The sequence below is a fragment of the Nonomuraea cavernae genome (assembly GCF_014646355.1).
In the GTDB taxonomy this organism is placed as follows: Bacteria; Actinomycetota; Actinomycetes; order Streptosporangiales; family Streptosporangiaceae; genus Nonomuraea; species Nonomuraea cavernae.
This window is the reverse complement of record NZ_BMNH01000019.1, coordinates 108,482-132,441: the sequence shown is the minus strand read 5'-3', so window position 1 is coordinate 132,441 and position 23,960 is coordinate 108,482. Positions and strand designations below refer to the sequence as shown.

Sequence of the window (23,960 nt, the reverse complement as noted above, 5' to 3'; positions counted from 1 at the left end):
TCACCGTGGTGGTCCCCACGACAGGCCGCCGCAGCCTGGGCGCCACGCTCGCCGCGCTGCCGCCGGACGTCGCGGTCATCGTGGTGGACGACCGTCCGGCCGGCGGGGCGGCGCTCCCGCTGCCCGCGCGCGTGCGGGTCGTCCGGTCGGGCGGCCGCGGCCCCGCCGCCGCGCGCAACGCCGGCTGGCGGGCGGCCCGCACGCCGTGGGTGGTCTTCCTCGACGACGACGTGGTCCCCCGGCCCGGCTGGTACGAGGCCGCGCTGGAGGATCTCGGCGACCTGCCCGCCGACGTGGCGGGCAGCCAGGGCCGGATCGAGGTGCCGCTGCCCGGCGACCGGCGGCCGACGGACGCCGAGCGCAACACCGCCGGGCTCGCGGGCGCCGCGTGGATCACCGCCGACATGGCCTACCGCCGGGACGCGCTGGACCGGGCCGGCGGGTTCGACGAGCGGTTCCCCCGGGCCTACCGGGAGGACTCCGACCTGGCCCTGCGGCTGACCCGGGCGGGGCATCGGCTGGTCCGGGGCCGCCGGGTGACGGTGCACCCGGTGCGGGACGACGGGTTCTGGGCGAGCGTGCGGTTCCAGCGCGGCAACGCCGACGACGCGCTGATGCGGCGGCTGCACGGCCCGGCCTGGCGCGAGGCGATCGGCGGCGCGCGGGGCCGCCTGCGCCGTCACGCGCTCACCACCGCTCTCGGGCTCGCCGCCCTCGGACTCGCCCTGGCCGCCGTTCACCGGCCGGATCCCGTCATACGGTCCCGCGCGGGCGTCGTCGCGCCCCGGCCGTCACGGCCCGGACGCCCGGGACCGCGGGGACGGACGGGGACCCTGAGGCGGGCGGCGGCGGGAGCGCTGGCCGGGTGGGCGGCGCTGACCGCCGAGTTCGCCTGGGCCCGGATCGCGCCGGGGCCGCGCACGCCGCGAGAGGTGCTGCGCATGGCGGTCACCAGCGCGCTGATCCCACCGGTCGCGTGCGCGCACCGGTTGCGGGGCGAATGGAGGGCTCGCCGATGACCGAGGACACGCGGGCGGTGATACCCGGCTCCCTACCGGCGGCCGGGCGCGGCGCGCCGGCGCCGGGTCCGGCCGGACGGCTCCCGGGCGACGGGCGGGGGCGGGTGCTGGTGGCCCGGCTGGACGACGTGGGCGACGTGCTGCTCGCCGGTCCGGCCGTACGGGCCGTGCGGGCGCACGCGCGCGAGGTGACGATGCTGGCCGGGCCCAACGGCAGGCCCGCCGCCGAGTTGCTGCCCGGCGTCGACCGGGTGATCGAGTGGCGGGCGCCGTGGATCGACCACCGGCCGCCGCCCGTCTCGGCGGAGAGTGTCACCGAGCTGGTCCGGCTGGTCAGGGGGACGGACGAGGCGGTGATCCTGACCTCGTTCCACCAGTCGGCGCTGCCCCTGGCGATGCTGCTGCGCCTGGCCGGGGTGCGGCGGATCGCCGCGATCAGCGAAGACTACCCGGGCTCGCTGCTGGACGTCCGGCACCTGGTCGACGAGAGCCGCGACGTGCCGGAGGCCGAGCGGATGCTGGACCTGGCCCGGGCCGCGGGGTTCGTCCTGCCCGCCGGGGACGACGGGAGGCTCGCCGTCCGGCGCCCGCTGCCGGACGCGGGCCGGTTCGGGATCGGCGGCGGAGACTACGTCGTCGTACATCCCGGGGCGTCCGCGCCCGCCAGGACGTGGCCCGCCGGCCGGGCCCGGCAGGCGGTCCGGGAGCTGGCCGCCGACGGCCACCGCGTCGTCGTGACCGGCACCGAGCGGGCCCTCACCGCCCACGTCGCCGGCGGCGCGGCCCTGGACCTGGGCGGGCGGACCACGCTGGCCGAGCTCGCCGCCGTGATCGACGGCGCCGCCGTGCTGGTGGCCGGGAACACCGGTCCCGCGCACCTGGCCGCCGCCGTGGGGACGCCGGTGGTGAGCCTGTTCGCGCCGGTCGTCCCCGCCGCCCGGTGGGCGCCGTACGGCGTGCCGAGCGTGCTGCTGGGCGACCAGGACGCGCCCTGCCGGGGATCCAGGGCACGCGTGTGCCCGGTGCCGGGGCACCCATGTCTGACCCGAGTGATCAGTGAAGAGGTCGTCAAGGCGGTAAGGGAGCTGAGCCAGTGAAGATCGCTCTGGTATCGGAACACGCGGACCCCCTCGCCGCGATCGGCGGCGTCGACGCGGGCGGCCAGAACGTCCACGTCGCGGCGCTGGCCGTGGCGCTGGCCGGGCGCGGGCATCGGGTCGTCGTGCACACCCGCCGCTCCGATCCGGACCGGCCCGGCGAGGTCGCCATGGCCCCGGGCGTGACCGTCGAGTACGTCAAGGCAGGGCCGGCCGCGCCCGTTCCCAAGGACGAGCTGTCGCCGTACATGCCGGAGTTCGCCGAGCGCCTGGCCGAGCGGTGGGCGGCCGACCGGCCGGACATCGTGCACGCGCACTTCTGGATGAGCGGGCAGGCGGCGCTGCTCGCCGCCGGGGACGTGCCCGTGGTGCTGACGTACCACGCGCTCGGCACCGTCAAGCGGCGCTGGCAGGGCGGCGCCGACACGAGCCCGCCGCACCGCCTGGACACCGAGCGGGAGATCGGCCGGCGGGCCGACGCGGTGCTGGCCACGTGTGGTGACGAGGTCGGGGAACTGCGCGCGATCGGCGTGCCCGAGCAGCGGATCATGGTGGTGCCGTGCGGCGTCGACCTGGACACCTTCCGCCCGGACGGCCCGGTGGCGGCGCGCTCCTCCCGCCCCCGGGTGCTCAGCATCGGCCGCCAGGTGCCGCGCAAGGGCGTCGACACGATCGTGCAGGCCATGCGCCGGCTGCCCGGGGCCGAGCTGCTGATCGCAGGCGGCCGGCGCGACGGCGAGGAGGCGGCACGGCTGCGCGGGCTGGCCGCCCGCCACGGGCTGGGCGACCGGGTGCGCCTGATGGGCAGCGTGCCGCGCGAGCAGGTGCCGGCCCTGATGCGGTCGGCCGACGTCGTCGTCACGGTGCCCTGGTACGAGCCGTTCGGCATGGTCGCGATCGAGGCGATGGCGTGCGGGGTGCCGGTCGTGGCCTCCGCCGTCGGCGGCCACCTGGACACGGTCGCCGGCTGCGGGCTGCTGGTGCCGCCTCGCCGGCCGCGGGCGCTGGCCAGGGCGCTGGAGGACGTCCTCGGCCACCCGGACCGGCGCCGGGCGCTCGGCGCCGCGGGCCTGCGCCGGGCCCGCGAGAGGTACGGCTGGCCCCGCGTGGCCGAGCGGACCGAGTCCGTGTACACGCGAGTGATCGACGGCAGGCTCTGCCGGCTCGCCGCACTGGGAGGTTGACATGGACGCCCATCTGGAGAAGCTGTGGACCGCCCTGTCGCAGGTGGACGACCACTCGGCCGTCGTACGCGCGTGGGGCGCCAAGCTCGCGGGGATCCTGAAGGCCGGGGGCAGGCTGCTGGCCTGCGGCAACGGCGGCTCCGCGGCGGAGGCCCAGCATCTGACGGCCGAGCTCGTCGGCAGGTTCCGGGCCGACCGGCGGCCGTACGCCGCGATCGCGCTGCACGCCGACACCTCGTCCATGACGGCGATCGCCAACGACTACGGCGCCGAGGAGGTCTACGCCCGGCAGGTGCGCGCGCACGGCCACGCCGGTGACGTGCTGGTCTGCCTGTCGACCAGCGGCCGCAGCGCCAACGTGCTCGCCGCGGCGTGGGCCGCGCGGCAGGGCGGGCTGCTCGCCTGGGGGCTGACCGGACCCGCGCCCAACCGGCTGGCCGGCCTGTGCGACGAGGCGGTGGCCGTGCCGGCCGCCGACGCCGCCACCGTCCAGGAGGTGCACCTCGCGCTGGTCCACCTGCTGTGCGACGCCGTCGAGGAGGCGCTCTGATGGGACCGCTCGTAATCGTCGGCGACACGTTGCTGGACGTGGACGTCGAGGGCGAGACCGAACGCCTGTGCCCGGACGCGCCGGTCCCGGTGGTGGACGTCTGCGCCGAGCAGGCCCGCCCCGGAGGCGCCGGCCTGGCGGCGCTGCTGGCCGCCCGCGACGGCGCCGACGTGGTGCTGATCACCGCCATCGGCGACGACGGGCCGGGGCACCGCCTGCGCGGCCTGCTGTCGGGCGAGGCCGCCCTGGTCCGGCTGCCGCTGTGCGGCGACACGGTGCGCAAGACCCGGGTCAGGGCACGGGGCCAGACGCTGGTCAGGATCGACAGCGGCGACGGCCGGGCCGGGCACGCCCCGGGAGCCGACGCGGCCGAGGCGATCCGCCGGGCGGGCGCGATACTCGTCTCCGACTACGGCAGGGGCACCGTCCAGGTGCTGCGCGACCTGCTGCGCGACGTGCGGGTCCCGATCGTGTGGGACCCGCATCCCAGGGGTGAGCAGCCGGTCCCCGGGTGCGCCCTGGTGACGCCGAGCGAGGCGGAGGCGCGGCGGCTGTGCGACGACCCGCACGAGAGCCCCGACCAGGCGGCCCGCCGGCTGCTGCGGTCCCTGCGCGCCGAGGCGGTGGCCGTCACCCTCGGGGTGCGCGGCGCCGCCCTGGCCCGGCAGGGCGGCCCGCTCACCAGGGTGCCCGCGCCGGTGCTGTCCTGCGGCCAGGACGTGTGCGGCGCCGGCGACCGGCTGGCCAGTGCCGCGGCGCTGGCGCTGCGCGACGGCGCCGACGTCGAGCAGGCGGTCACCGTCGGCGTGGGCGAGGCGTCGCGGTTCGTCGAACGCGGCGGAGCCGCCGGTGTCAAGATCATCGAGCAGAAGCTGGGCGACCGGCCGCGCACCGCGTTCGAGGTGGCCGAGCTCACCCGGGCGTACGGCGGGCGGCTGATCGCCACCGGCGGCTGCTTCGACCTGCTGCACGCGGGGCACGTGAGCCTGCTCCGGCGGGCCCGGGCGCTGGGCGACGCGCTCGTCGTGTGCGTCAACTCCGACGAGTCCGTGCGCAGGCTCAAGGGCCCCAGCAGACCGGTCGTGGACGTGCGCGACCGGGTCGAGCTGCTCTCGGCGCTCAGCTGCGTGGACGCGGTGCTGGTGTTCGACGAGGACACCCCCGCCGCGGCCATCGAACGACTCCGCCCCGACGTGTGGGTCAAGGGCGGCGACTACGCGGCCGGCTCGCTGCCCGAATCCGAGGTCCTCGGCAGGCTGGGCGCGGAGACCGTCGTGCTGAGCAGCCTGCCGGGGCGATCGACGACCAACCTGATCAGGGAGATCCGTTGACTTCCTCCCCACGCCCGAAGGCGGGGGACTCCAGTAAAGGACATCCGATGAACGTACTGATCACCGGCGGGGCCTCCGGACTCGGCCTGGCCACGGCCGAGGCGGTGCAGAAGGAAGGCTGGCGGCCGCTCGTCGTCGACGTGCGCGAGCCCGGCCAGGGCTTCGAGCACGCCATCGCGGACCTGGCCGACCGGGCGCAGGCCGAACGGGCCGTCCGTGACCTGGCCGAGCGGGCCGGAGGGCTGGACGCCGTGGTGACCGCCGCCGGCATCGACGCCTGCGGACGGCTGGAGGACGTGCCCGCCGCCGACTGGGACCGCGTCGTCCTGGTCAACCTGCTCGGCACCGCCTCGGTCGTACGGGCGGCGCTGCCGTACCTGAGGACCTCGCGCGGCAAGGTGGTCACCTGCGCCTCGACTCTCGGGCTGCGCCCGCTCAGCGACGCCACCGCCTACAGCGCGTCCAAGTCCGGCGTCGTCGGCTTCACCCGGGCGCTGGCGATCGAGCTGCGCGGGCAGGTCGGCGTGACCCTGCTGATCCCCGGCGGTATGCGGACGGCGTTCTTCGAGGGCCGGGCCGAGCAGTACCGGCCGGGCCCCGAGGCGGGGCTGAACGATCCCGCCGACGTGGCCCGGACCGTGCTCTTCGCGCTCGGCCAGCCCGCCGGCTGCGAGGTCAGGGAGCTCGTCGTCTGCCCGTCGACGGAGACGTCATGGCCCTAGAGCTGGTGGCGCTGCGCGGGCTGGGCCTCGGCGACCTGCTCACGGCCGTGCCCGCGCTGCGGGCGCTGCGGCGGGCCTTCCCGCGTCACCGGATCACGCTCGCCGCCCCCGCGACGCTCGGCGCGCTGCTGCCGCTGATCGGGGCGGTGGACGACCAGCTCGACGTCTCGGGGCCGGGGCCCGTCCCGTCCGAGCGGCCGGACATCGCGGTCAACCTGCACGGCCGCGGCCCGCAGAGCGTCGAGGCGCTGCGCCGCACCCGTCCCGCGCGGCTGCTCAGCCACGGCCCCGGCCCGCCGTGGCGGGACGACGTGCACGAGGTGCGGCGCTGGTGCGACCTGCTCGGGTGGTACGGCATCGAGGCCGACCCGGCCGACCTGACGCTGGGCGAGTCCGACCGGAAGGGCCCGGTGATCGTGCACCCCGGCGCCTCCCGCGCCGCGCGCCGCTGGCCTCCCGGCCGGTTCGCACGGGTCGCGGCCGCGCTGGATGACGTGGTCGTCACCGGTGGCCCCGGCGAGGTGCCGCTGGCCCGGGAGGTCGCCGAGCTGGCGGGGCTGCCCGCCGGCCGGGCGCTGGCCGGGCGCACCGACCTGGCCGGGCTGATCGACCTGGTCAGCGGGGCGAGACTGGTGGTATGCGGCGACACCGGCGTCGCGCACCTGGCCACCGCCTTCCGCGTCCCGTCGGTGGTGCTGTTCGGCCCGGTCTCCCCCGCGCTCTGGGGGCCGCCGCCGGATCGGCGGCACGTCGCGCTGTGGGCCGGGTCCAGCGGCGACCCGCACGGCGACCGGCCCGACCCGGGCCTGCTGAAGATCGAAGTTTCCGAAGTCGTCGACGCCGCACTGGAGGTCATCACATGAAGGCGCTGGTTACCGGAGGAGCCGGATTCCTCGGCTCCCACCTGTGTGAACGCCTGCTGGACGCCGGGATGGAAGTGGTCTGCATGGACAGCTTCCTCACCGGCGGGCCGCGCAACGTGGAGCATCTGATCGACCGGCCGGCGTTCCGGATCATCGAGTGCGACCTGACCGGCTACGTGCACGTGCCCGACCGGCTCGACCTGGTGTTGCACTTCGCCTCGGCCGCCTCGCCCACCGACTACCTGCGCTATCCGATCGAGACGCTCCGGGTGGGCAGCGTCGGCACGCTGCACGCGCTGGGCCTGGCCAGGGAGAAGGGCGCCCGGTTCGTCCTGGCCTCCACCAGCGAGGTGTACGGCGACCCGCTGGAACACCCGCAGCGGGAGTCGTACTGGGGCAACGTCAACCCGGTCGGCCCGCGCAGCGTGTACGACGAGGCCAAGCGCTTCGCCGAGTCGCTGACCACGGCCTACCGCCACTCGCGCGCCACCGACACGGGCATCGTGCGGATCTTCAACACCTACGGCCCGCGCATGCGGCCCTACGACGGCCGCGCGATCCCCACCTTCATCAGGCAGGCGCTGACGGGCGAGCCGATCACGGTCACCGGCGACGGCTCGCAGACCCGGTCCGTCTGCTACGTGGACGACACGGTGTCGGGGATCCTCGCCATGGCCCGCAGCGACTTCGCCGGCCCGGTCAACATCGGCAACCCGGACGAGCTGACCATGCTGGAGCTGGCCAGGCTGATCAAGGAGCTGACCGGGTCGTCCTCGCGGATCGAGTTCGTCGGCCGCCCCGCCGACGATCCCATGGTGCGCAGGCCCGACACCACGCTGGCCGCCGAGCGGCTGGGCTGGCGGGCCGAGGTCCCGGTCGCCGAGGGGCTGCGCCGTACCATCGACTGGTTCTCGACGGAGTTGTCCGGGTACGACCGGCTGGAACGGATGGGCGCCTGAGCCCGGAGCCAGGGGGCACCGTCATGCCGAAGATCGCCATGATCGTGATCGACATGCTCAATCCGTACCAGCACGAGGACGCCGAGCAGCTCGAACAGGGGGTCGAGCCGATCGTCCCGCGGCTCGCCGAGCTGATCGGCCGGGCCCACCGGCGCGACGACGTGGAGCTGATCTACGTCAACGACAACCACGGCGACTTCGCGGCCACCCGCGAGGACCTGGTGTCCAGGGCCATGAAGGGGCGCCGCCCCGACCTGGTCGAGCCGGTCGCGCCGCCGGACGACTGCGCGTTCCTGCCGAAGGTGCGCCACAGCGCGTTCTACGGCACGGCCCTGGAGTATCTGCTGCGCCAGATGGACGTCGGCACCGTGCTCCTGACCGGGCAGGTGACCGAGCAGTGCGTGCTCTACAGCGCGCTCGACGCCTACGTCCGGCAGTTCGGCATCATGGTGCCGCCGGACTGTGTCGCGCCCATCCACGGCGATCTCGGCCGGGCCGCGCTGCGCATGATGGAGCGCAACATGTCGGCCGAGATCGTCCCCGCCCGCCGCTGCCTGATCTAGCGACAGGGCCGGGTCAGAGCGCGACGCCGAGCAGGGCGTCGGCCAGGTCGCGGACCAGGCCGGGCGCGCTCTCGTCACCGCCGCCCTGGCCGAGCGCCCGTTCGGCCCAGGCGTCGATCGCGGCCAGCGCGCCGGGCGCGTCGAGGTCGTCGGCCAGCCTCCCGCGCACCGCCGCCAGCAGGTCGCCGGCGGGCGGGGCGGCGGGCAGCGCCACGGCCGCGCGCCAGCGGCCCAGCCGCTGCTCGGCCTCGGTCAGCTGCCCGGGAAAGTACTCCCAGTCGGCGCGGTAGTGGTGGGCCAGCAGCACGAGCCGGACCGCCATCGGGTCGTGCTCGACCCGCAGCCTGGACACGAACACTAGGTTGCCCTTGGACTTCGACATCTTCTCGCCGTCGAGCGCGACCATGCCGGCGTGCGTGTAGAACTTGGCGAACGGCCATTCGCCGGTGGCGGCGTGCCCTTCGGACGCGCCGCACTCGTGGTGGGGGAAGATCAGGTCGGAGCCGCCGCCCGCGACGTCGAACCCGGGGCCCAGCTGCTCGAGCGCGATCCCGGTGCACTCGATGTGCCAGCCGGGCCGCCCTCTGCCGAACGGCGACTCCCAGGCCGGCTCCCCCGGTCGTTCGGCCCGCCACAGCAGCCAGTCGAGCGGGTTGCGCTTGCCCGGCCGGTCGGGGTCGCCCCCTCGCTCGGCGAACAGGGTGAGCATCAGCTCCTCGTCGTAGCCGGACACCTGGCCGAACTTGGGCGCGTCGGCCGAGCTGAAGTAGACGTCGCCGTCGAGCGTGTAGGTGACGCCTTTGGCCGCCAGCTTCTCGATCAGGCCGGCGATCTGGCCGACGACCTCGGTGACGCCGATGTACTCGCGCGGGGGCAGGACGCGCAGCGCCTCCATGTCGGCGCGGAACAGCTCGGTCTCCCGCTCGGCCAGCTCGCGCCAGTCGACCCCGGTCCGCTGGGCCCGCTCCAGCAGCGGGTCGTCGACGTCGGTGGTGTTCTGCGTGTAGTGAACGTCGTGCCCGGCGTCGCGCCAGACCCTGCCGACCAGGTCGAAGGCGAGGTAGGTGTTGGCGTGGCCGAGGTGGGTGGCGTCGTAGGGGGTGATGCCGCAGACGTACATCCTGGCGGTGGGCCCGGGATCGGTCTGCCGTACCTGTCGCGCGGCGGTGTCGTGGAGTCGCAGCGGGACGCTCTCGCCGGGAAGCCTGGGAACCTTCGGGGCAGACCACGATCTCATAGCTTTGAGCCTATCTGTCCGGATCAGCGGTCAAGTCCGTGAAGTCGTACGTCACGCCGCCCGGGTCCAGCTCGACCGTCATGACCGACAGGGACGCGAAGACCCGGCCGTCGGGTAGTTCGTGCCGGACGAGGAGCGCGCCGGGGTCGTCGGAGGGGTCGCCGGCGAGCAGCTCGCGCCAGTCGGAGCTGCTCTCGAACCTGGGCAGGAACCCGGCCACCCGCTCGCTGGAGGGGTCGACCCCGGTGTTGACCACCATGCTGGTGCCCTCCGCCAGGCCGGCCACGCCGAGCCGGACGCCGTCCCAGCTGAACACCCGGGCCCCGGACGGCTCGGCGAGCACCAGGTGGAAGGGGTCGTAGCGGGCGAACTCCACGCGCGGCATGTCGCCGGTCGTGACGGCTCGGAGCGCCAGGTCGCCTCGGGAGATCTTGGTGGTCTCGGGAGCGGCCTGGCCCCGCCCGTTGAGCAGTGCGGCGGCGCGGCGGGATACTCGGGCCAGTGCTCGCCCGGGCCCTCCCATGGCCGGTCGGTGAACTCATCACGTACGCCCATCAGGGTCAGCGGTCGCCCCGTCTTCACGATCAGCGTGCACATATGCCAAAGAGTAGTAAACCGACTCAGATGGGCGGCCAGGGGATGGCAGGCCAGTCCTCGGACGGGGACGGATGCACCCCGGTGTTGATCAACCGCCTGACCCGGTGCCAGGTGGCCTCGACCTCGGCGAGCGACAGCAGCTCGCGCAGCCTGCGCCCCAGCGCGCCCGACTCGATGTCGCGCTCCAGCTTGGCGAGCACGGCCACGGCCTCACGCGCCAGCGGCTTGCCCCGCCACTGCCAGAGCACGGTGCGGAGTTTGTCCTCGACGGCGAAGCAGACGCCGTGGTCGACCCCGTAGACATGGCCGGTGGGCAGCGGCAGCAGGTGACCGCCCTTGCGGTCGGCGTTGTTGACCACGGCGTCGAAGACCGCCATCCGGCGCACCACCGGGTTGCGGCTGCGGATCAGCCGGGTCAGGTCGATCTCGCGCTGGGTGTCGATCCACAGCTGGCACATGCCGGGCCCGAACGGGCCGTCACGGTAGACCGTCGGCGGCACGATCTGCCAGCCGGTCGCCTGGGACACCTCGAACGCCGCCACCTCACGGGCGGCCAGGGTGCCGTCGGGGAAGTCCCACAGGGGGCGCTCGCCGCGTACGGGCTTGTAGACGCAGGCGGCCGTGCGCCCGGCCAGCGTGACCGAGCAGTAGAGGGTCATGTTGGTGGCCTCGACCAGCCGGCCGGCCACCTCCAGGCGGCCGTCGCGGAGCAGCGTGAGGGCCCCGTCGGCCTCCATGGCCGACGGGGATGACGGCCGGACGGCGGGCTCGCTCTCCGAGGCGCTCATGATGCCACCTCACCCCCGCGGTAGCCGTTGAGCCGGACGCACACGTGGCCCTCGGCGTCGAGCGGCTGCGCGCACAGGGGGCAGGGCGGCCGGCCGGCGGCGACGAGGTCGAGGGCCCTCCGGGTGAACGCCCGCGCGGCCCCGGCGCTGATGCGCACCCGGAGCACCGCCGGCTCCTCCGGCTCCACGTCGTCCTCGTCGATGATCTCCTGCGCCTCGATGACCACCTGGGACGTCTCGGGGTCCCAGGCCAGCGCCATGGTGCCGACCCGGAAGTCCTCGGCGAGCGGCACGTCGAGGGGGGCGTCGTCGGACAGGTCGGCGGGCGCGAGGGCGGGCACGTGCGCGGTGCCGCCGCTGCGCCGCAAAACCTCGTCGAGCAGCTCGTCGAGCCTGCCCGCCAGCGCGGCGACCTGAAGCTTCTCCAGCGCGACCGTGGTCAGTCTGCCCTCGGCTCTGGCCTGCAGAAAGAACGCCCGTGCGCCCGGTTGCCCCAGGGCACCGGCCACGAACCTCTCTGGTGGGTCGTAGTCGAAGACCGGCATAGCCTGACCTTACGTGGTTCCGGGCCCGCCGCCGACGGCGGCATCGCTCCCGGTGATGTTTTCTCCCCCGTCTTTCTCCTCCGAATCCTCGGGGAGCCGCAATTCCCCCATATCGTTAAGTCGGTGAACAAAGGGACGCAAGGGGCTATAGCGAATCACAGTGAGAGCCGCAGGATCGGCGGTTATCCGCTGAAACTGATCGAGATGGAGACCCAGGGCATCGGCGACGATCGCCTTGATCACATCACCGTGACTGCAGGCCAGGTAGACACCCTTCTCCCCCACGCGCTCGTTCCAGTCACGCACCGCGGCGACGGCCCGCTGCTGCATGGCGGCCAGCGACTCCCCCGCCGGGAAGGTCGCCGCGCTCGGGTGCGCCTGCACCACCTGCCACAGCGGCTCCTTGGCCAGCTCGGCCAGCGGCCGTCCGGTCCAGTCGCCGTAGCCGCACTCGACGAACCGCTCGTCGGTCAGCACCTCCATCCCGCGCCCGGCGGCGACGGGCCGCGCGGTCTCCTGGCAGCGTTCGAGCGGGCTGGAGACGACGGCGTCGAGCCGGACTCCCGCGATGCGCCGGGCCAGCGCCTCGGCCTGCGCCCGGCCGGCGTCGTTGAGGTGCACCCCCGGGGTACGGCCGGCCAGGACGGGTCCGGTGAGCGCGGTGAGCCCGTGGCGGGCGAGCAGGAGGGTGGTCACGCACCAAGTGTCGCAGGCGTGGATCACGGCGTTCCAGCGGCCCGGGCGGTAACCTGGCCGGATCATGCAGCAACGCTATGTCGGCCGTAGCGGCCTGTCGGTGTCCCGTCTCGGGCTCGGCACGATGACCTGGGGGCGTGATACCGACGCCGACGAGGCGTCGGCGCAACTCCGGGCGTTCATGGACGCCGGCGGCACCCTCGTCGACACGGCCGACGTCTACACCGGCGGCGACGCCGAGCGGGTGCTCGGCCGGATGCTGCGCGACTCGTTCCCCCGCTCGGAGCTGGTGATCTCCACCAAGGCGGTGGTGACGCCGGCCGCCCGCAGGCCCCGCGACGCCTCCCGGCGTCACCTGATCGCCGCGGTCGACGACTCCCTCAACCGGCTCGGCCTCGACTACGTCGACCTGTGGCAGCTGCACACCTACGACGACGAGGTGCCCCTGGAGGAGACGCTGGCCGCGCTCGACGCGATCGTCTCCTCCGGCCGCGCCGTCTACGCGGGCGTCTGCGACTACACCGGCTGGCAGCTGGCCGCCGCCGGCGTCACCCAGCGGGCGATCCCCGGCCGGATCCCGATCACTTCCGCCCAGGTCGAATACTCGCTGCTGGCCCGCGAGCCCGAGCGCGAGCTGCTGCCGGCCGCCCAGCACGTGGGCGCGGGCGTGCTGGCCTGGTCGCCGTTGGGCCGGGGCGTGCTGACCGGCAAGTACCGTACGGGCATCCCGGCCGACTCGCGGGCCGCGACGCCGCACTTCGCCGAGTTCGTCCGGCCCTACCTCGACGAGCGCAGCCGCCGGGTGGTCGAGTCCGTCGTGACGGCCGCCGACGGGCTCGGGGTGTCGCCGATGGCGGTCGCCCTGTCGTGGGTGCGCGACCAGCCGGGCGTGACCTCGGCGATCGTCGGTGCCCGCACCCACGCCCAGCTCGCCGGAGCGCTGCCCGCCGAGGACGTCGTGCTGCCCAGGGAGATCCGCGAGGCGCTGGACGACGTCTCCTCGATCGACTGAGGGGTGGAACGAGAAGGGCGCTCGCGTATCACTAGTCGATACCAAATCGCAACTTTCGCGGGAAACACCTGCCTCTCGTCGCCGATGTCCGTAAAGATTTCCCTCGAGGCATGAAGCGGAAGGGGACTGATGGGGAGCAGGACCGCGATCTCGGCCGGCGTTCTGGTGATGACGCTGGCGGCGATCCCGCTGACGGCCCCGGCGGCCACGGCCGCCGACTGCCCGAGCGGAGGCGGCCTGCTCGGCGGCGTGACCGACGGCCTGTGCGACGTCGTCGGCGTCGTGACCGGCACCGTCGACACACTCACCGGCGACACGCTCAAACCGGTCACCAAGGGCCTCAACGACACCACCGGCAAGGTGCTCGGCACCGTGGGCGAGGTGGCGCCCACCACCGCCCCGTCGCGCGAGCACACGCCCGAGCCGTCACAGCGCGGCACGCTGCTGCCCGAGACGCTGGGCGAGGTCTGCCTGCCGGTGCTGGCCTGCGACGGGCAGGCCGACGAAGCCGAGGCCCCGAAGGCGACGCCGAAAGAGTCCGAGCCGGCTCCGGAGCCCACCGAGAGCGCCGACGAGCGGGCGCGCGAGCAGGATCGGGACGACGCCGCGGCGCCGACTCCGGCGCCCACCACGGGGCCCACGCCGCCGCAGAGCGAGCCCTACCTGATGGACACCAGCTTGCCGGAGCGTGAGGATCCGGTCGCCGACGAGCCGACCGTCGACACCGACGACGCGCGCATCGACCTGCTGTGGCCGCATCCGTTCGCGCGGGAGCTGTCGGAGCCGCTGCGCCAGCGGGTGGTGCGGCCGAGCAGCCCGGCCTCCGACGTGGCCGGCACCGGGCTGACGATCGCGCTCCTGCTCTCGGCCATCGCCGCCACCCGCATCGTGCAGCAGCGCCGCCAGCGCGGCGCCCGGCCCGCCTCGATCCCGTTCGAACCGGCCCACACGGCCGGCGGCCGGCACCGCCTGGCCTGACGGACCGGCCTCAGGCGCTGACCCGAGGCGCCCCGCGCGCAGGCGGACGGCACGGCCGGGCCGCGGAGATCAGCCGCCGATCGCGTGCACGCCGCCGTCGACGTGGACGATCTCGCCCGTGGTGGCCGGGAACCAGTCGGACATCAACGCCACGCACGCCTTCGCGGCCGGGACCGTGTCGGCCAGGTCCCAGCCGAGCGGGGCCCTGGACGGCCAGCTCTCCTCGAACTCCTTGAAGCCCGGGATCGACTTGGCCGCCATCGTGCGCAGCGGCCCCGCGGCCACCAGGTTGACCCTGATGCCCTGCTTGCCGAGATCGCGCGCGAGGTAGCGGGACGCCGACTCCAGGCCGGCCTTGGCCACGCCCATCCAGTCGTAGACCGGCCACGCCTTGCTGGCGTCGAAGTCGAGGCCGACGACCGCGCCCCCCTCCTTCATCAGCGGCAGGCAGGCGACGGCCAGCGACTTGAAGGAGAAGGTGGACACGTGCAGGGCGGTCGCGACGTCGTCCCACGAGGTGTTGAGGAAGTTGCCGCCGAGGGCGGTCTGCGGGGCGAACCCGATCGAGTGGACGACGCCGTCGAGGCCCCCGACGTGCTCGCCGACCCGGGAGGCCAGGGTGTCGAGCTGGTCGGTGTCCTGGACGTCGAGCTCCAGCACCGGCGCCGGCTCGGGCAGCCGCTTGGCGATGCGCTCGACCAGGCTCAGCCGGCCGAACCCGGTGAGCACCACGGTGGCGCCCTCCTCCTGGGCCAGCCTGGCGACCGAGAACGCGATCGAGGCGTCGGTCAGCACGCCGGTCACCAGGATCCGCTTGCCTTCGAGAATGCCCACGTCAGTGCCCCATTCCAAGTCCGCCGTCGACGGGGATCACGGCCCCGGTGATGTAGGAGGCGTCGTCGCTCGCCAGGAAGCGTACGACGCGCGCGACCTCGCTCGGCGACGCCTGCCGCCCCAGCGGGATGTTCTTCGTGATCGCCTCGGTGTCGAGGTCGGCCGTCATGTCGGTGGCCACGAACCCGGGTGAGACGACGTTGACGGTGATGCCGCGCGAGCCGTACTCGCGGGCCATGGAGCGGGCGAAGCCGATCAGCCCGGCCTTGGAGGCGGCGTAGTTGGTCTGGCCCGCCTGGCCGAGCATCGCGATGACGGAGGACACCAGGATGACCCGCCCGCGCTTGAGCTTCATCATGGGCCTGATGGCCCGCTTGGCGACCCGGTAGGCGCCGGTCAGGTTGGCGTCGACGACGTCGGTGAAGGTCTCTTCCTTCATCATCGCCAGCAGGGTGTCCTTGGTGATGCCGGCGTTGGAGACGAGGACCTCGACCGGGCCCTGCTCCGCCTCGACCTTGTCGAACGCGGCCTCGACGTCGGCCATGCTGGTCACGTCGCACCGGACGCCGAACAACCCCTCGGGAGGCTCTCCGGATCGGTAGGTGACCGCGACGGCGTCGCCGTTCGCGGCGAGTTCACGGGCGATCGCGAGGCCTATGCCGCGATTGCCCCCGGTGACGAGTACTGAGCGTGCCATGACACATGACGCTATCCCCTACCGGTGAGTATCCGCTTATCCGGGTGACACAAGATCACAGGGTTAGGATCGTGGACATGCGCCAGATCGATCCCGAATTCCTGGAGCTGCCGCTGCGGCAGCTGGCGGACGCCGCCCTGCAAAGAGCTCGTGACCTGGGCGCCGGGCATGCCGACTTCCGGCTGGAACGCGTCAGAGCCGAGACGCTCAGCCTCTACGACACCCGGCTCGAAGGCGCCATGGACGCCGACGACCTGGGCTACGCGGTGCGTGTCGTCAAGAACGGCACCTGGGGGTTCGCCGCGGGCATCCACCTGACCCCGGAGGCCGCCGCGGAGGTGGCCGCTCAGGCGGTGCGGGTGGCGGAGGTGAGCGCTCCCATCAACCGGGAGCCGATCGAGCTGGCGCCCGAGCCGGTGCACGCCGACGTCACATGGGTCTCCTCCTACGACGTCGACCCGTTCTCGGTGCCGTCGGCCGACAAGGTGACGCTGCTGGCCGACTGGTCGGCCGGGCTGCTCAAGGGCGCCGACCACGTCTCGGCGCGGCTGCTCCAGGTCAAGGAGCAGAAGTTCTACGCCGACACGGCCGGCACGGTCACCACCCAGCAGCGGGTGCGGGTGCACCCGACGCTCAACGCGATGAAGGCGGCCGACGGCGGCTTCGACGACATGTCGACGATCGCGCCGCCGGTGGGCCGGGGGTACGAGTACCTGACCGGCACGGGCTGGGACTGGCAGGCCGAGCTGGCCCAGCTGCCCGAGCTGCTGGCGGAGAAGCTGGCGGCGCCGTCGGTGGAGGCGGGCGACCACGACCTGGTGATCCACCCGTCCAACCTGTGGCTGACCATCCACGAGTCGATCGGCCACGCCACCGAGCTCGACCGGGCCCTCGGCTACGAGGCCGCATACGCCGGCACCAGCTTCGCCACCTTCGACCAGCTGGGCGAGCTCGTCTACGGCTCGCCGGTAATGAACGTGACCGGTGACCGCACGGTCGAGCACGGCCTGGCGACGATCGGGTTCGACGACGAGGGCGTGCGGGGGCAGAGCTTCGACATCGTCCGCGACGGCGTCCTGACCGGCTACCAGCTCGACCGGCGGATGGCGCTGATGAAGGGGTTCGGCCGGTCCAACGGCTGCGCGTTCGCCGACTCCCCCGGTCACATGCCGATCCAGCGCATGGCCAACGTCTCGCTGGCCGCGGCGCCCGGCGGCCCGTCCACCGAGGAGCTGATCTCGCGCGTCGAGCGGGGCCTCTACATCGTCGGCGACAAGAGCTGGTCGATCGACATGCAGCGCCACAACTTCCAGTTCACCGGCCAGCGGGCCTACCGGATCGCGCACGGCCGGCTGGCCGGGCAGGTGCGCGACTTCGCCTACCAGGCGACCACGACGGACTTCTGGCAGTCCATGGAGGCGGTCGGCGGGCCGCAGACCTACGTCCTCGGCGGGGCCTTCAACTGCGGCAAGGGCCAGCCCGGCCAGGTCGCGCCGGTCAGCCACGGCTGCCCCTCGGGGCTGTTCCGCGACGTCCGGATCCTCAACACGGTGCAGGAGGGCGGCAAGTGAGCGAGCGCGGATTGACGGGGGGCGCCGAGGCCTCCCCCCAGGAGATGGTGGAGCGGGCCCTGGAGCTCTCCACGGCCGACGGGTGCGTGGTGCTCGCCGACGAGGGGTCCACGGCCAACCTGCGGTTCGCGGGCAACACGCTCACCACCAACGGTGTCGCCCGGTCCTCGCAACTGACCGTGATCTCGATCGTGGGCGAGGGGGTCGGCGTGGTCTCCCGCGCCTCCGTACGACCCGGCGGGCTCGCCGGCGTGGTCGCCGCGGCCGATCGGGCCGCGCGTGAGGCTCAGCCCGCCGAGGACGCCCGGCCCCTGGTCGAGGGGGTGCCGGCGAGCCCTTCGTGGGGCGAGCGGGTGACGCCCACCGACATCGGCGTGTTCGAGGGCTTCGCGCCCGCGCTGGGCGACGCGTTCGCCGCCGCCGAGGCGGGCGGGCGCAAGCTCTACGGCTTCGCCGAGCACTCGCGCACGACGACCTTCCTCGGCACGTCCGCCGGGCTGCGGCTGCGTCACGACCAGCCGACCGGGCGGCTGGAGCTCAACGCCAAGTCGGCCGACCTGAAGCGCTCGGCCTGGACGGGCGTGGCGACGCGCGACTTCGCCGACGTCGACGTGGCGGCGCTCGACTCGTCGCTGGCGCAGCGGCTCGACTGGGCCAAGAACCGCGTCGATCTGCCGGCCGGCCGTTACGAGACGCTGCTGCCGCCGAGCGCGATGGCCGACCTGATGATCTACCTGTTCTGGTCGTCGGGGGCCCGTGACGCGCTCGACGGCCGCTCGGTGTTCTCCAGGCCGGGCGGTGGCACCCGGGTGGGCGAGCAGCTGGGCGATCTGCCGGTGACGCTGTCCGGCGACCCGTCCGCGCCGGGCATCGAGTGCGCGCCGTTCGTGATCGCGCACGCCTCCGGCCGCGAGACCTCCGTGTTCGACAACGGGTTGCCGCTGACCCCGACCGACTGGGTCAGGGACGGCAGGCTGGAGGCGCTGCTGCAGACCCGCTACTCGGCGGGGCTCAGCGGGCTGCCGGTGACGCCGTCGATCGACAACCTGATCATGCGGGGGCCCGGCGACGGCCGGACGCTGGAGGAGATGATCGCCTCCACCGAACGCGGCCTGCTGCTGACCTGCCTGTGGTACATCCGCGAGGTCGACCCGCAGACCCTGCTGCTGACCGGTCTCACCCGCGACGGCGTCTACCTGGTCGAGCACGGCGAGGTGGTGGGCGAGGTCAACAACTTCAGGTTCAACGAGAGCCCGGTCGACCTGCTCGGCCGGCTGACCGAGGTCGGCGCCGCCGGGCAGACGCTGCCTCGCGAGTGGAACGACTACTGGACCCGTGCGGTCATGCCGCCCGTGCGGGTGCCCGACTTCAACATGTCGACGGTCAGCCAGGCGAGCTGATCGCCAGCTTGATCACCCGGTCCCAGCGCTGGCCGGGGACGAGCTTCGCGGTGCCGGCCCTCAGGTCGTAGACGACCGACCAGCGGGTGTGCGGCTGCGCGACCTGGCGCAGCAGGCCGAGGGCGTCGGCTTCGGTGCCGATGCCCTCGGTCAGCGTGCGGTAGCGGGGGTCGGCCAGGCGGGTGTCGCGGCTCGCGCCGGTCATCGTGATGTTGGTGAGCACGCGGTCGTCGATGACGTTCAGCCGGCCGTCGCCGTACTCGACGACGACCGACCGTCCCGAGCGGTCGCCGATCAGGTAGTGGACCTGCGGCCCGCCGGAGAAGTCGAGGTCGTAGCGGCGCATGAGGGCGACGGCCTCCTCCACGCTGGCGGCCCGGTCCAGGAGGAGCCGCATGATCCGCGCGCTGCCGACGACGGTGCGGCCGGGTGCCTGGGCGGGCAGCTGAGCGTCGGGCGTCTGGGCCAGGCCGACCGCCAGGCCCTTGTCGTTCATGCCGTCGAACGGGACCAGCACGGCGTGCGCCAGCCGTCGCCGGTCGCCGGGATCGTCGAGGTCCGGAGTCCGCTGACCGCCGAGGACGTAGGAGACGTCGGAGATCGACAGGGAGGCGTGGCCGCCCGGCGGGCGGGCGTGCACCACCATGGCCGGGTTGGGGTCCCAGTCGAAGTTGCGGCCGAACTCGGTGCCGCGCAGGAACAGCGAGCAGGCGAAGGCGTCGTCGCGGCGGGCCAGCTCCTGCTCGGTGAGCGGCGCCTCGGCGTCGTAGCCGCCGTGGAAGGTCATCTCGTACAGCGGCAGGCCGTCGAGCCGGCGCAGGCTCGCCACCGTGCCGGCCGCCTCCGCGGCGCTCTGACGCAGGATGGGGCGCGGCTCCGGCTCTGCCGCCGGTGCCGACGCCGATCCCGACGGCCCTGACGCCGGCCGGGGCGGCGGGGCGGCCGTGCAGGCGGCGAGCAGGGTCAGGGCGAGCGCCGACAGGATCCCCGCGGTACGGCTGCGCATAGGCGCAGTGTGGCGTGCCGCTCCGGGCCTGTCATGGGGCGCACGCAATCGTGACGGAACGGGAAGCTCAGGAGTCCTCGAGGCGGAAGCCCACCTTCATGCCCACCTGGAAGTGGGCGACCTCGCCCGCGTCGATGTGCCCGCGAACCTCGGTCACCTCGAACCAGTCGAGGTGACGCAGCGTCTCGGAGGCGCGCCTGATGCCGTTGCGGATGGCCTGGTCAACGCTCTCCCCCGACGTCCCGACTATCTCGGTGACCCGGTACGTTCGATCCGTCATCTCCCCATCTCCTTACTAGAAGGCCATGATCGCATGACTCGCGCCGCCCGTCCGGCAGGCGGTCACAGCACGCCCGTCGGAGGTCTAGCGTGAAGGGTATGAAGTGGTGGCACAGCAAGAAGGACGTCCACCAGGTCACCGACGCCAGACCCTCGCTGACTGCGGACATCCACCGTCGAGAGATCAGCTACCTCATCAAGATGGGGATCCGCACGCTCTGCCTGATCCTGGCGGTGGTGGTGCCGGTGCCGTGGCCCTATCGGCTGCTGTTCATCGCGGGCGCCGTCTTTTTGCCATACATAGCCGTAATCGGGGCCAATGAGAGGGGCGCGGACGTGCCACCTCCCACCTTTCAGACACCCGAAGCTAACCAAAGCGAGATACCAAGGCACCGACGCGAGATCGGGTCGTGACTAAGTCTTGACGCATCCCATGGGTTGTAGGTGTACGCTTTAGCCAAGCGCTCCGGTCCCCCGTCGGAGTGCTGGTGCCGGCGTTCCGGGCCCCCGTCGGAACGCCGATGAAGCGACGCCGGGTGGTTTGCCCCCGTAACCACCCGGCGTCGCCCCTTTCCTGGGGAAACCTTTGTCTTTGGATGATCAGTCCGACAGCGGCGATCTCAGTTTGATAGGGCCTCTTTCCCGAAATCGTTTACGCTCCAACGCGCTCGGAATTCCCAGGAAATCTTCAGCTTCGCGCAGGGCTTGACTTCGGGAGTTCGCCCGAGTGTCAGTCGTCCGTCAGTGTCTCGGCGGTGGCCTGCCCCCAGTTGCCGGCCAGAGCCGTCAGCCGGGCCACGGCGTCCTCCGGAGCGGTGCCGGCGCCCTCGGCGAGCCCCAGCAGATAGGCGGTGAGCGGCGCGGCCGGCCGGGCCACCCCGTGCGCCACCTCCTTGGTGAGGTCGAGGATCGCGTCGCGGTCGACGCGGGCGGGGTCGATGCCCAGCTCCCGGCAGGCCAGCGCGGTCCACTCGTGCAGCACGTTCATGTGAGCCTCCTTGAGATCGTCCATAGTGTCGCAGTCGAACGAGGCCCGGCCGGGCAACGGCACCCGGCCCGCGACCAGGGGCCCGAGCAGGCCGCGCAGCGACCGCCCGGTGTAGCCGTCCAGCGCCGCGCGCAGCGGCGCGACCTCCCACACGCCCAGCAGCCACTGCTCGCGCCCGTCGCCGTCGACGGCCACGACGCCGCCCGTCCCGCAGGAGCGAGCCGCCAGCAGGGGCGTCAGGTGGGCGGGCAGCAGGAACGGCAGGTCGGCGGCCAGCAACAGCACCCAGGGCGCGGTGACCTCGCTCAGCCCGGCCCGCAGCGCGGGCACCGGTCCCGCTCCCGGAGGGTCCTCCCGGGCGAACACCACCCCCGTCAGCCCGCGCTCGGGCCCGACCACGACGACCCGCCGGGCGTCCGGGACGGCCGCCACGACCCGCTCGACCATCGCCCGGCCGCCCACGGCCAGGCCGGGCTTGTCGACCCCGCCCAGCCGGCGGGCCAGGCCGCCCGCCAGGATCACCGCGTCGTAGCCGCCGTTCACGCGCTCACCGCCCGGCACAGGTCGCCGCCTGCCGCGAAACGGTCAGCCGCCGATGGCCGACATCGGCCGGGAGGGCTGCAGGAACGAGGGGTCGTCGATGCCGTGACCGGCGCGTTTGCGGGAGACGGCGGCGACCCAGCGCTCGGCCAGCTCCTCGTCCGAGGCGCCCGCGCGCAGGGCGGCCTTCAGGTCGGACTCCTCGGTGGCGAACAGGCAGTTGCGGATCTGCCCGTCGGCGGTGAGACGGACACGGTCGCAGGCGCCGCAGAACGGGCGGGTCACCGACCCGATCACGCCCACCCGGGCGGGGCCCCCGTCGACCAGGAACCGCTCGGCGGGGGCGCTGCCGCGCTCCTCCGGATCGTCGGGCGTGAGCCGGTAGGCGGTGGTGAGCATGGCCAGGATCTCGTCGGCGGTCACCATGTCCTCGCGGGTCCAGCCGTGCTGGGCGTCGAGCGGCATCTGCTCGATGAAGCGCAGCTCGTAGCCCCGCTCCAGGCACCAGCCGAGCAGGCTCACGGCCTCGTGGTCGTTGATCCCGCGCATCAGCACGGTGTTGACCTTGACGGGACGCAGGCCGGCGTCGTGGGCGGCGGCCAGGCCGTCGATCACGTCGGCGAACCTGTCGCGGTGCGCGAGCCGCTTGAACACGTCGCGGTCGAGCGTGTCGAGGGAGACGTTGACCCGGTCGAGCCCGGCCCCGGCGAGCGCGCCGGCCAGCTTGGCCAGCCCGATGCCGTTGGTGGTCAGCGAGACCTGCGGCCGGGGAGCGAGCGCGGCGGTCCGGGCGACGATGTCGACCAGCTCGCGGCGGAGCAACGGCTCGCCGCCGGTGTAGCGGACCTCGGTGATGCCGAGTCGTTCGACGCCGATCGTGACCAGCCGGACGATCTCGGCGGCGGTGAGCAACTGGGCGTTGGGCAGCCACTCCAGCCCCTCAGGGGGCATGCAGTAGGTGCAACGCAGGTTGCACTTGTCCGTGAGGGACACCCGCAGATCAGTCGCCACCCGTCCGAACGAGTCTCGCAACATGGGCGTCACCTCCTGTTCCCGTTGGCCAGACGGCCAGACTACGTGGCGTGTCGGCAAGACCCCAAAGGTAACGGTCAGTCCGCAGATGGATATCCGCCGAACACCCGCGAATCCACCCTAGATCACCCTCCGGCGCGGCACGCGGTCCCCACCCCCACCGCCGGGCGCGCGGAGCGGAGGGACAATAAATGAGTGGGGATCCATTCCAAGATCCCACAAACTGGATCAGGTCCACCTGAGGAGATCCAGATGTTGCCCAACCAGCCCGCGCCCAATCTGCTGTCGTGGGCCAGCGAGATCGACGACGGCGCGATCATGCAGGCCGCGCGCACCGCCCGGCTGCCGTTCGTGTCCGGTCACGTCGCCCTCATGCCCGACGCGCACGTCGGCATCGGGGCCACCGTCGGCTCGGTGATCCCCACCGAGGGCGCGATCATCCCCGCCGCCGTGGGGGTCGACATCGGCTGCGGCATGGTCGCCACCGAGACCACCCTGACGGCCGCCGACCTGCCCGACGACCTCGGCGCGCTGATGCCGCTGGTCGAGCGGCGCATCCCGGCGGGCGTCGGCAGGGGCCACGACGACCCGGCGCTCGACCGGGCGCTGAGCGACCTCGGCCGCCCGCACACCGGCCTGACGCCCCAGCAGGAGAAGAAGGTGTCGGTGCAGTTCGGCACCCTCGGCTCGGGCAACCACTTCGTCGAGGTCTGCCTGGACGAGCGCGACCGGGTGTGGACGGTGCTGCACTCGGGCTCGCGCGGCATCGGCAACCAGCTGGCCGTCAAGCACATCGCCGACGCCAAGCGGCTGATGCGCCGCCAGGCTCTCGGGCTGGAGGACCCCGACCTGGCCTACCTGGTGCAGAGCACGCCGGAGTTCACCGCGTACATCGAGGACATGCTGTGGGCGCAGCGCTACGCCATGGCCTCGCGCGCCCGGATGGACAGGGTGCTCAGCAACGCGCTGTTCCGCGTCGTCGGGCGGGGCGCCCGGGTCCGCACAATAAACTGCCACCACAACTTCACGCAGCAGGAGGTCCACGGCGGCAAGGAGCTGTGGATCACCCGCAAGGGGGCCATCAAGGCCGACGTGGGCGACGAGGGGGTCATCCCGGGCTCGATGGGCACCCGTTCCTACATCGTGCGCGGGCGCGGCAACCCCGACTCCTACAACTCCTGCTCCCACGGGGCGGGGCGGCGGATGTCGCGCAGCAAGGCCAAGCGGCAGCTGTCGGCGGCCTCGCTCACCGAGGCCATGCGGGGCCGCACCTGGAACTCCAGCCGGGCGGCGGCGCTGGTGGACGAGCACCCCGAAGCATACAAGCCGATCGACCAGGTGATGGCCGACCAGCGGGATCTGGTCGAGGTGCGGCACACGCTGAGCCAGGTGTTCAACTACAAGGGCTGAGGCGGCTCCTGCGCGGTGGCTCAGTCTTCACCTCCGGGCCACCGCGGCCATCTACCGTACGC

26 protein-coding genes are annotated in these 23,960 nt (G+C 73.2%); 15 read left to right on the top strand and 11 right to left on the bottom strand.

The genetic code is table 11. The features are described from left to right. Positions 1-5 precede the first annotated feature (5 nt). The 9 genes from IEY82_RS26550 to IEY82_RS26510 are packed head-to-tail and all read left to right on the top strand — an operon-like array spanning position 6 to position 8,288. Positions 6-1,019: a glycosyltransferase family 2 protein gene (locus IEY82_RS26550; protein ID WP_225263785.1), complete on the top strand. Its 1,014-nt coding sequence runs from the start codon at positions 6-8 to the stop codon at positions 1,017-1,019. Beyond that, entirely contained in the window at positions 1,016-2,116 is a 1,101-nt protein-coding gene (locus tag IEY82_RS26545; RefSeq protein WP_189126934.1) for a glycosyltransferase family 9 protein, read from the top strand. Before IEY82_RS26550 ends, IEY82_RS26545 begins: the two co-directional genes overlap by 4 nt. Then, positions 2,113-3,300 (top strand): glycosyltransferase, encoded by a 1,188-nt coding sequence (locus IEY82_RS26540; RefSeq protein ID WP_189126933.1) that lies wholly within the window; start codon positions 2,113-2,115, stop codon positions 3,298-3,300. Before IEY82_RS26545 ends, IEY82_RS26540 begins: the two co-directional genes overlap by 4 nt. A gap of 1 nt (position 3,301) precedes the next feature. Continuing rightward, a complete protein-coding gene (locus IEY82_RS26535; protein WP_189126932.1) occupies positions 3,302-3,850 on the top strand; it encodes a D-sedoheptulose-7-phosphate isomerase in 549 nt (182 codons plus the stop codon). Next, positions 3,850-5,181 (top strand): PfkB family carbohydrate kinase, encoded by a 1,332-nt coding sequence (locus tag IEY82_RS26530; protein WP_189126931.1) that lies wholly within the window; start codon positions 3,850-3,852, stop codon positions 5,179-5,181. Before IEY82_RS26535 ends, IEY82_RS26530 begins: the two co-directional genes overlap by 1 nt. Before the next feature lie 47 nt (positions 5,182-5,228). Continuing rightward, on the top strand, positions 5,229-5,903 hold the full coding sequence (locus IEY82_RS26525) for an SDR family oxidoreductase (protein WP_189126930.1): 675 nt from the start codon (positions 5,229-5,231) through the stop codon (positions 5,901-5,903). Continuing rightward, complete coding sequence (locus IEY82_RS26520) at positions 5,894-6,766, top strand: glycosyltransferase family 9 protein (protein WP_189126929.1); 873 nt, start codon at positions 5,894-5,896, stop codon at positions 6,764-6,766. The genes IEY82_RS26525 and IEY82_RS26520 overlap by 10 nt, the downstream gene beginning before the upstream one ends. Then, the gene (locus IEY82_RS26515) at positions 6,763-7,725 is read left to right on the top strand and encodes a UDP-glucuronic acid decarboxylase family protein (RefSeq protein ID WP_189126928.1); all 963 of its coding nucleotides are present in this window, start codon (positions 6,763-6,765) and stop codon (positions 7,723-7,725) included. Before IEY82_RS26520 ends, IEY82_RS26515 begins: the two co-directional genes overlap by 4 nt. Before the next feature lie 23 nt (positions 7,726-7,748). Next, the gene (locus IEY82_RS26510) at positions 7,749-8,288 is read left to right on the top strand and encodes a cysteine hydrolase family protein (RefSeq protein ID WP_189126927.1); all 540 of its coding nucleotides are present in this window, start codon (positions 7,749-7,751) and stop codon (positions 8,286-8,288) included. Between the two features lie 13 nt (positions 8,289-8,301). Here the strand turns inward: IEY82_RS26510 and mshC are convergent, their stop codons facing one another. From mshC to IEY82_RS26485, 5 genes are all read right to left on the bottom strand, one after another. Beyond that, positions 8,302-9,525, bottom strand: a complete 1,224-nt coding sequence (gene mshC / locus IEY82_RS26505) for a cysteine--1-D-myo-inosityl 2-amino-2-deoxy-alpha-D-glucopyranoside ligase (RefSeq protein ID WP_189126926.1) — start codon at positions 9,523-9,525, stop codon at positions 8,302-8,304. 10 nt (positions 9,526-9,535) lie between these two features. Beyond that, entirely contained in the window at positions 9,536-10,048 is a 513-nt protein-coding gene (locus IEY82_RS26500; protein ID WP_225263775.1) for a hypothetical protein, read from the bottom strand. 97 nt (positions 10,049-10,145) lie between these two features. Continuing rightward, positions 10,146-10,910, bottom strand: coding sequence for an SCO1664 family protein (locus IEY82_RS26495; RefSeq protein ID WP_189126925.1), 765 nt, complete (start codon positions 10,908-10,910; stop codon positions 10,146-10,148). Then, entirely contained in the window at positions 10,907-11,455 is a 549-nt protein-coding gene (locus tag IEY82_RS26490) for a DUF3090 domain-containing protein (RefSeq protein WP_189126924.1), read from the bottom strand. The genes IEY82_RS26495 and IEY82_RS26490 overlap by 4 nt, the downstream gene beginning before the upstream one ends. A gap of 9 nt (positions 11,456-11,464) precedes the next feature. Then, complete coding sequence (locus IEY82_RS26485) at positions 11,465-12,151, bottom strand: histidine phosphatase family protein (RefSeq protein WP_189126923.1); 687 nt, start codon at positions 12,149-12,151, stop codon at positions 11,465-11,467. Positions 12,152-12,215: 64 nt separating this feature from the next. Here IEY82_RS26485 and IEY82_RS26480 point away from each other — a divergent pair, with 64 nt between their 5' ends. Both IEY82_RS26480 and IEY82_RS26475 read left to right on the top strand, forming a co-directional pair. After that, the gene (locus IEY82_RS26480) at positions 12,216-13,163 is read left to right on the top strand and encodes an aldo/keto reductase (RefSeq protein ID WP_189126922.1); all 948 of its coding nucleotides are present in this window, start codon (positions 12,216-12,218) and stop codon (positions 13,161-13,163) included. A gap of 129 nt (positions 13,164-13,292) precedes the next feature. Then, entirely contained in the window at positions 13,293-14,141 is an 849-nt protein-coding gene (locus tag IEY82_RS26475; RefSeq protein ID WP_189126921.1) for a hypothetical protein, read from the top strand. A gap of 69 nt (positions 14,142-14,210) precedes the next feature. Here IEY82_RS26475 and fabI read toward each other — a convergent pair whose 3' ends face one another. Then, the gene (gene fabI, locus IEY82_RS26470) at positions 14,211-14,975 is read right to left on the bottom strand and encodes an enoyl-ACP reductase FabI (protein ID WP_189126920.1); all 765 of its coding nucleotides are present in this window, start codon (positions 14,973-14,975) and stop codon (positions 14,211-14,213) included. Position 14,976: 1 nt separating this feature from the next. Beyond that, the gene (gene fabG, locus IEY82_RS26465) at positions 14,977-15,672 is read right to left on the bottom strand and encodes a 3-oxoacyl-ACP reductase FabG (protein ID WP_189126919.1); all 696 of its coding nucleotides are present in this window, start codon (positions 15,670-15,672) and stop codon (positions 14,977-14,979) included. 77 nt (positions 15,673-15,749) lie between these two features. Here fabG and IEY82_RS26460 point away from each other — a divergent pair, with 77 nt between their 5' ends. Both IEY82_RS26460 and IEY82_RS26455 read left to right on the top strand, forming a co-directional pair. Beyond that, the gene (locus tag IEY82_RS26460; RefSeq protein ID WP_189126918.1) at positions 15,750-17,243 is read left to right on the top strand and encodes a TldD/PmbA family protein; all 1,494 of its coding nucleotides are present in this window, start codon (positions 15,750-15,752) and stop codon (positions 17,241-17,243) included. Between the two features lie 44 nt (positions 17,244-17,287). Then, complete coding sequence (locus tag IEY82_RS26455) at positions 17,288-18,643, top strand: metallopeptidase TldD-related protein (protein WP_189126960.1); 1,356 nt, start codon at positions 17,288-17,290, stop codon at positions 18,641-18,643. Here IEY82_RS26455 and IEY82_RS26450 read toward each other — a convergent pair. Together IEY82_RS26450 and IEY82_RS26445 are read right to left on the bottom strand one after the other, a co-directional pair. Then, a complete protein-coding gene (locus IEY82_RS26450; protein WP_189126917.1) occupies positions 18,627-19,649 on the bottom strand; it encodes a linear amide C-N hydrolase in 1,023 nt (340 codons plus the stop codon). The two genes, IEY82_RS26455 and IEY82_RS26450, sit on opposite strands and share 17 nt — an antisense overlap. A 67-nt stretch (positions 19,650-19,716) precedes the next feature. Then, the gene (locus IEY82_RS26445) at positions 19,717-19,929 is read right to left on the bottom strand and encodes a dodecin (RefSeq protein WP_189126916.1); all 213 of its coding nucleotides are present in this window, start codon (positions 19,927-19,929) and stop codon (positions 19,717-19,719) included. A 98-nt stretch (positions 19,930-20,027) separates the two neighbouring features. Between IEY82_RS26445 and IEY82_RS26440 the strand changes: the two genes are divergently transcribed. After that, the gene (locus IEY82_RS26440) at positions 20,028-20,342 is read left to right on the top strand and encodes a DUF3099 domain-containing protein (RefSeq protein ID WP_189126915.1); all 315 of its coding nucleotides are present in this window, start codon (positions 20,028-20,030) and stop codon (positions 20,340-20,342) included. A gap of 316 nt (positions 20,343-20,658) precedes the next feature. Here IEY82_RS26440 and IEY82_RS40185 read toward each other — a convergent pair whose 3' ends face one another. Further along, entirely contained in the window at positions 20,659-21,459 is an 801-nt protein-coding gene (locus IEY82_RS40185; protein ID WP_189126914.1) for an NTP transferase domain-containing protein, read from the bottom strand. A 42-nt stretch (positions 21,460-21,501) separates the two neighbouring features. Further along, a complete protein-coding gene (gene moaA, locus IEY82_RS26430) occupies positions 21,502-22,491 on the bottom strand; it encodes a GTP 3',8-cyclase MoaA (RefSeq protein WP_225263773.1) in 990 nt (329 codons plus the stop codon). A gap of 249 nt (positions 22,492-22,740) precedes the next feature. Here moaA and IEY82_RS26425 point away from each other — a divergent pair, with 249 nt between their 5' ends. Next, positions 22,741-23,898: an RtcB family protein gene (locus tag IEY82_RS26425; RefSeq protein ID WP_189126912.1), complete on the top strand. Its 1,158-nt coding sequence runs from the start codon at positions 22,741-22,743 to the stop codon at positions 23,896-23,898. Positions 23,899-23,960: the final 62 nt, after the last annotated feature.

Coding starts and splice junctions, on each gene's coding strand:
- IEY82_RS26495 (WP_189126925.1), bottom strand. CDS start 10,910: ATGAGCGCCTCGGAGAGCGAGCCCGCCGTCCGGCCGTCATCCCCGTCG.
- IEY82_RS26525 (WP_189126930.1), top strand. CDS start 5,229: ATGAACGTACTGATCACCGGCGGGGCCTCCGGACTCGGCCTGGCCACG.
- IEY82_RS26515 (WP_189126928.1), top strand. CDS start 6,763: ATGAAGGCGCTGGTTACCGGAGGAGCCGGATTCCTCGGCTCCCACCTG.
- mshC (WP_189126926.1), bottom strand. CDS start 9,525: ATGAGATCGTGGTCTGCCCCGAAGGTTCCCAGGCTTCCCGGCGAGAGC.
- IEY82_RS26545 (WP_189126934.1), top strand. CDS start 1,016: ATGACCGAGGACACGCGGGCGGTGATACCCGGCTCCCTACCGGCGGCC.
- IEY82_RS26445 (WP_189126916.1), bottom strand. CDS start 19,929: ATGACGGATCGAACGTACCGGGTCACCGAGATAGTCGGGACGTCGGGG.
- IEY82_RS26530 (WP_189126931.1), top strand. CDS start 3,850: ATGGGACCGCTCGTAATCGTCGGCGACACGTTGCTGGACGTGGACGTC.
- moaA (WP_225263773.1), bottom strand. CDS start 22,491: ATGTTGCGAGACTCGTTCGGACGGGTGGCGACTGATCTGCGGGTGTCC.
- IEY82_RS26480 (WP_189126922.1), top strand. CDS start 12,216: ATGCAGCAACGCTATGTCGGCCGTAGCGGCCTGTCGGTGTCCCGTCTC.
- IEY82_RS26425 (WP_189126912.1), top strand. CDS start 22,741: ATGTTGCCCAACCAGCCCGCGCCCAATCTGCTGTCGTGGGCCAGCGAG.
- IEY82_RS26535 (WP_189126932.1), top strand. CDS start 3,302: ATGGACGCCCATCTGGAGAAGCTGTGGACCGCCCTGTCGCAGGTGGAC.
- IEY82_RS26460 (WP_189126918.1), top strand. CDS start 15,750: ATGCGCCAGATCGATCCCGAATTCCTGGAGCTGCCGCTGCGGCAGCTG.
- IEY82_RS26500 (WP_225263775.1), bottom strand. CDS start 10,048: ATGGGAGGGCCCGGGCGAGCACTGGCCCGAGTATCCCGCCGCGCCGCC.
- IEY82_RS26440 (WP_189126915.1), top strand. CDS start 20,028: ATGAAGTGGTGGCACAGCAAGAAGGACGTCCACCAGGTCACCGACGCC.
- IEY82_RS26450 (WP_189126917.1), bottom strand. CDS start 19,649: ATGCGCAGCCGTACCGCGGGGATCCTGTCGGCGCTCGCCCTGACCCTG.
- IEY82_RS26490 (WP_189126924.1), bottom strand. CDS start 11,455: ATGCCGGTCTTCGACTACGACCCACCAGAGAGGTTCGTGGCCGGTGCC.
- IEY82_RS26520 (WP_189126929.1), top strand. CDS start 5,894: ATGGCCCTAGAGCTGGTGGCGCTGCGCGGGCTGGGCCTCGGCGACCTG.
- IEY82_RS26510 (WP_189126927.1), top strand. CDS start 7,749: ATGCCGAAGATCGCCATGATCGTGATCGACATGCTCAATCCGTACCAG.
- fabG (WP_189126919.1), bottom strand. CDS start 15,672: ATGGCACGCTCAGTACTCGTCACCGGGGGCAATCGCGGCATAGGCCTC.
- IEY82_RS26475 (WP_189126921.1), top strand. CDS start 13,293: ATGGGGAGCAGGACCGCGATCTCGGCCGGCGTTCTGGTGATGACGCTG.
- IEY82_RS26455 (WP_189126960.1), top strand. CDS start 17,288: ATGGTGGAGCGGGCCCTGGAGCTCTCCACGGCCGACGGGTGCGTGGTG.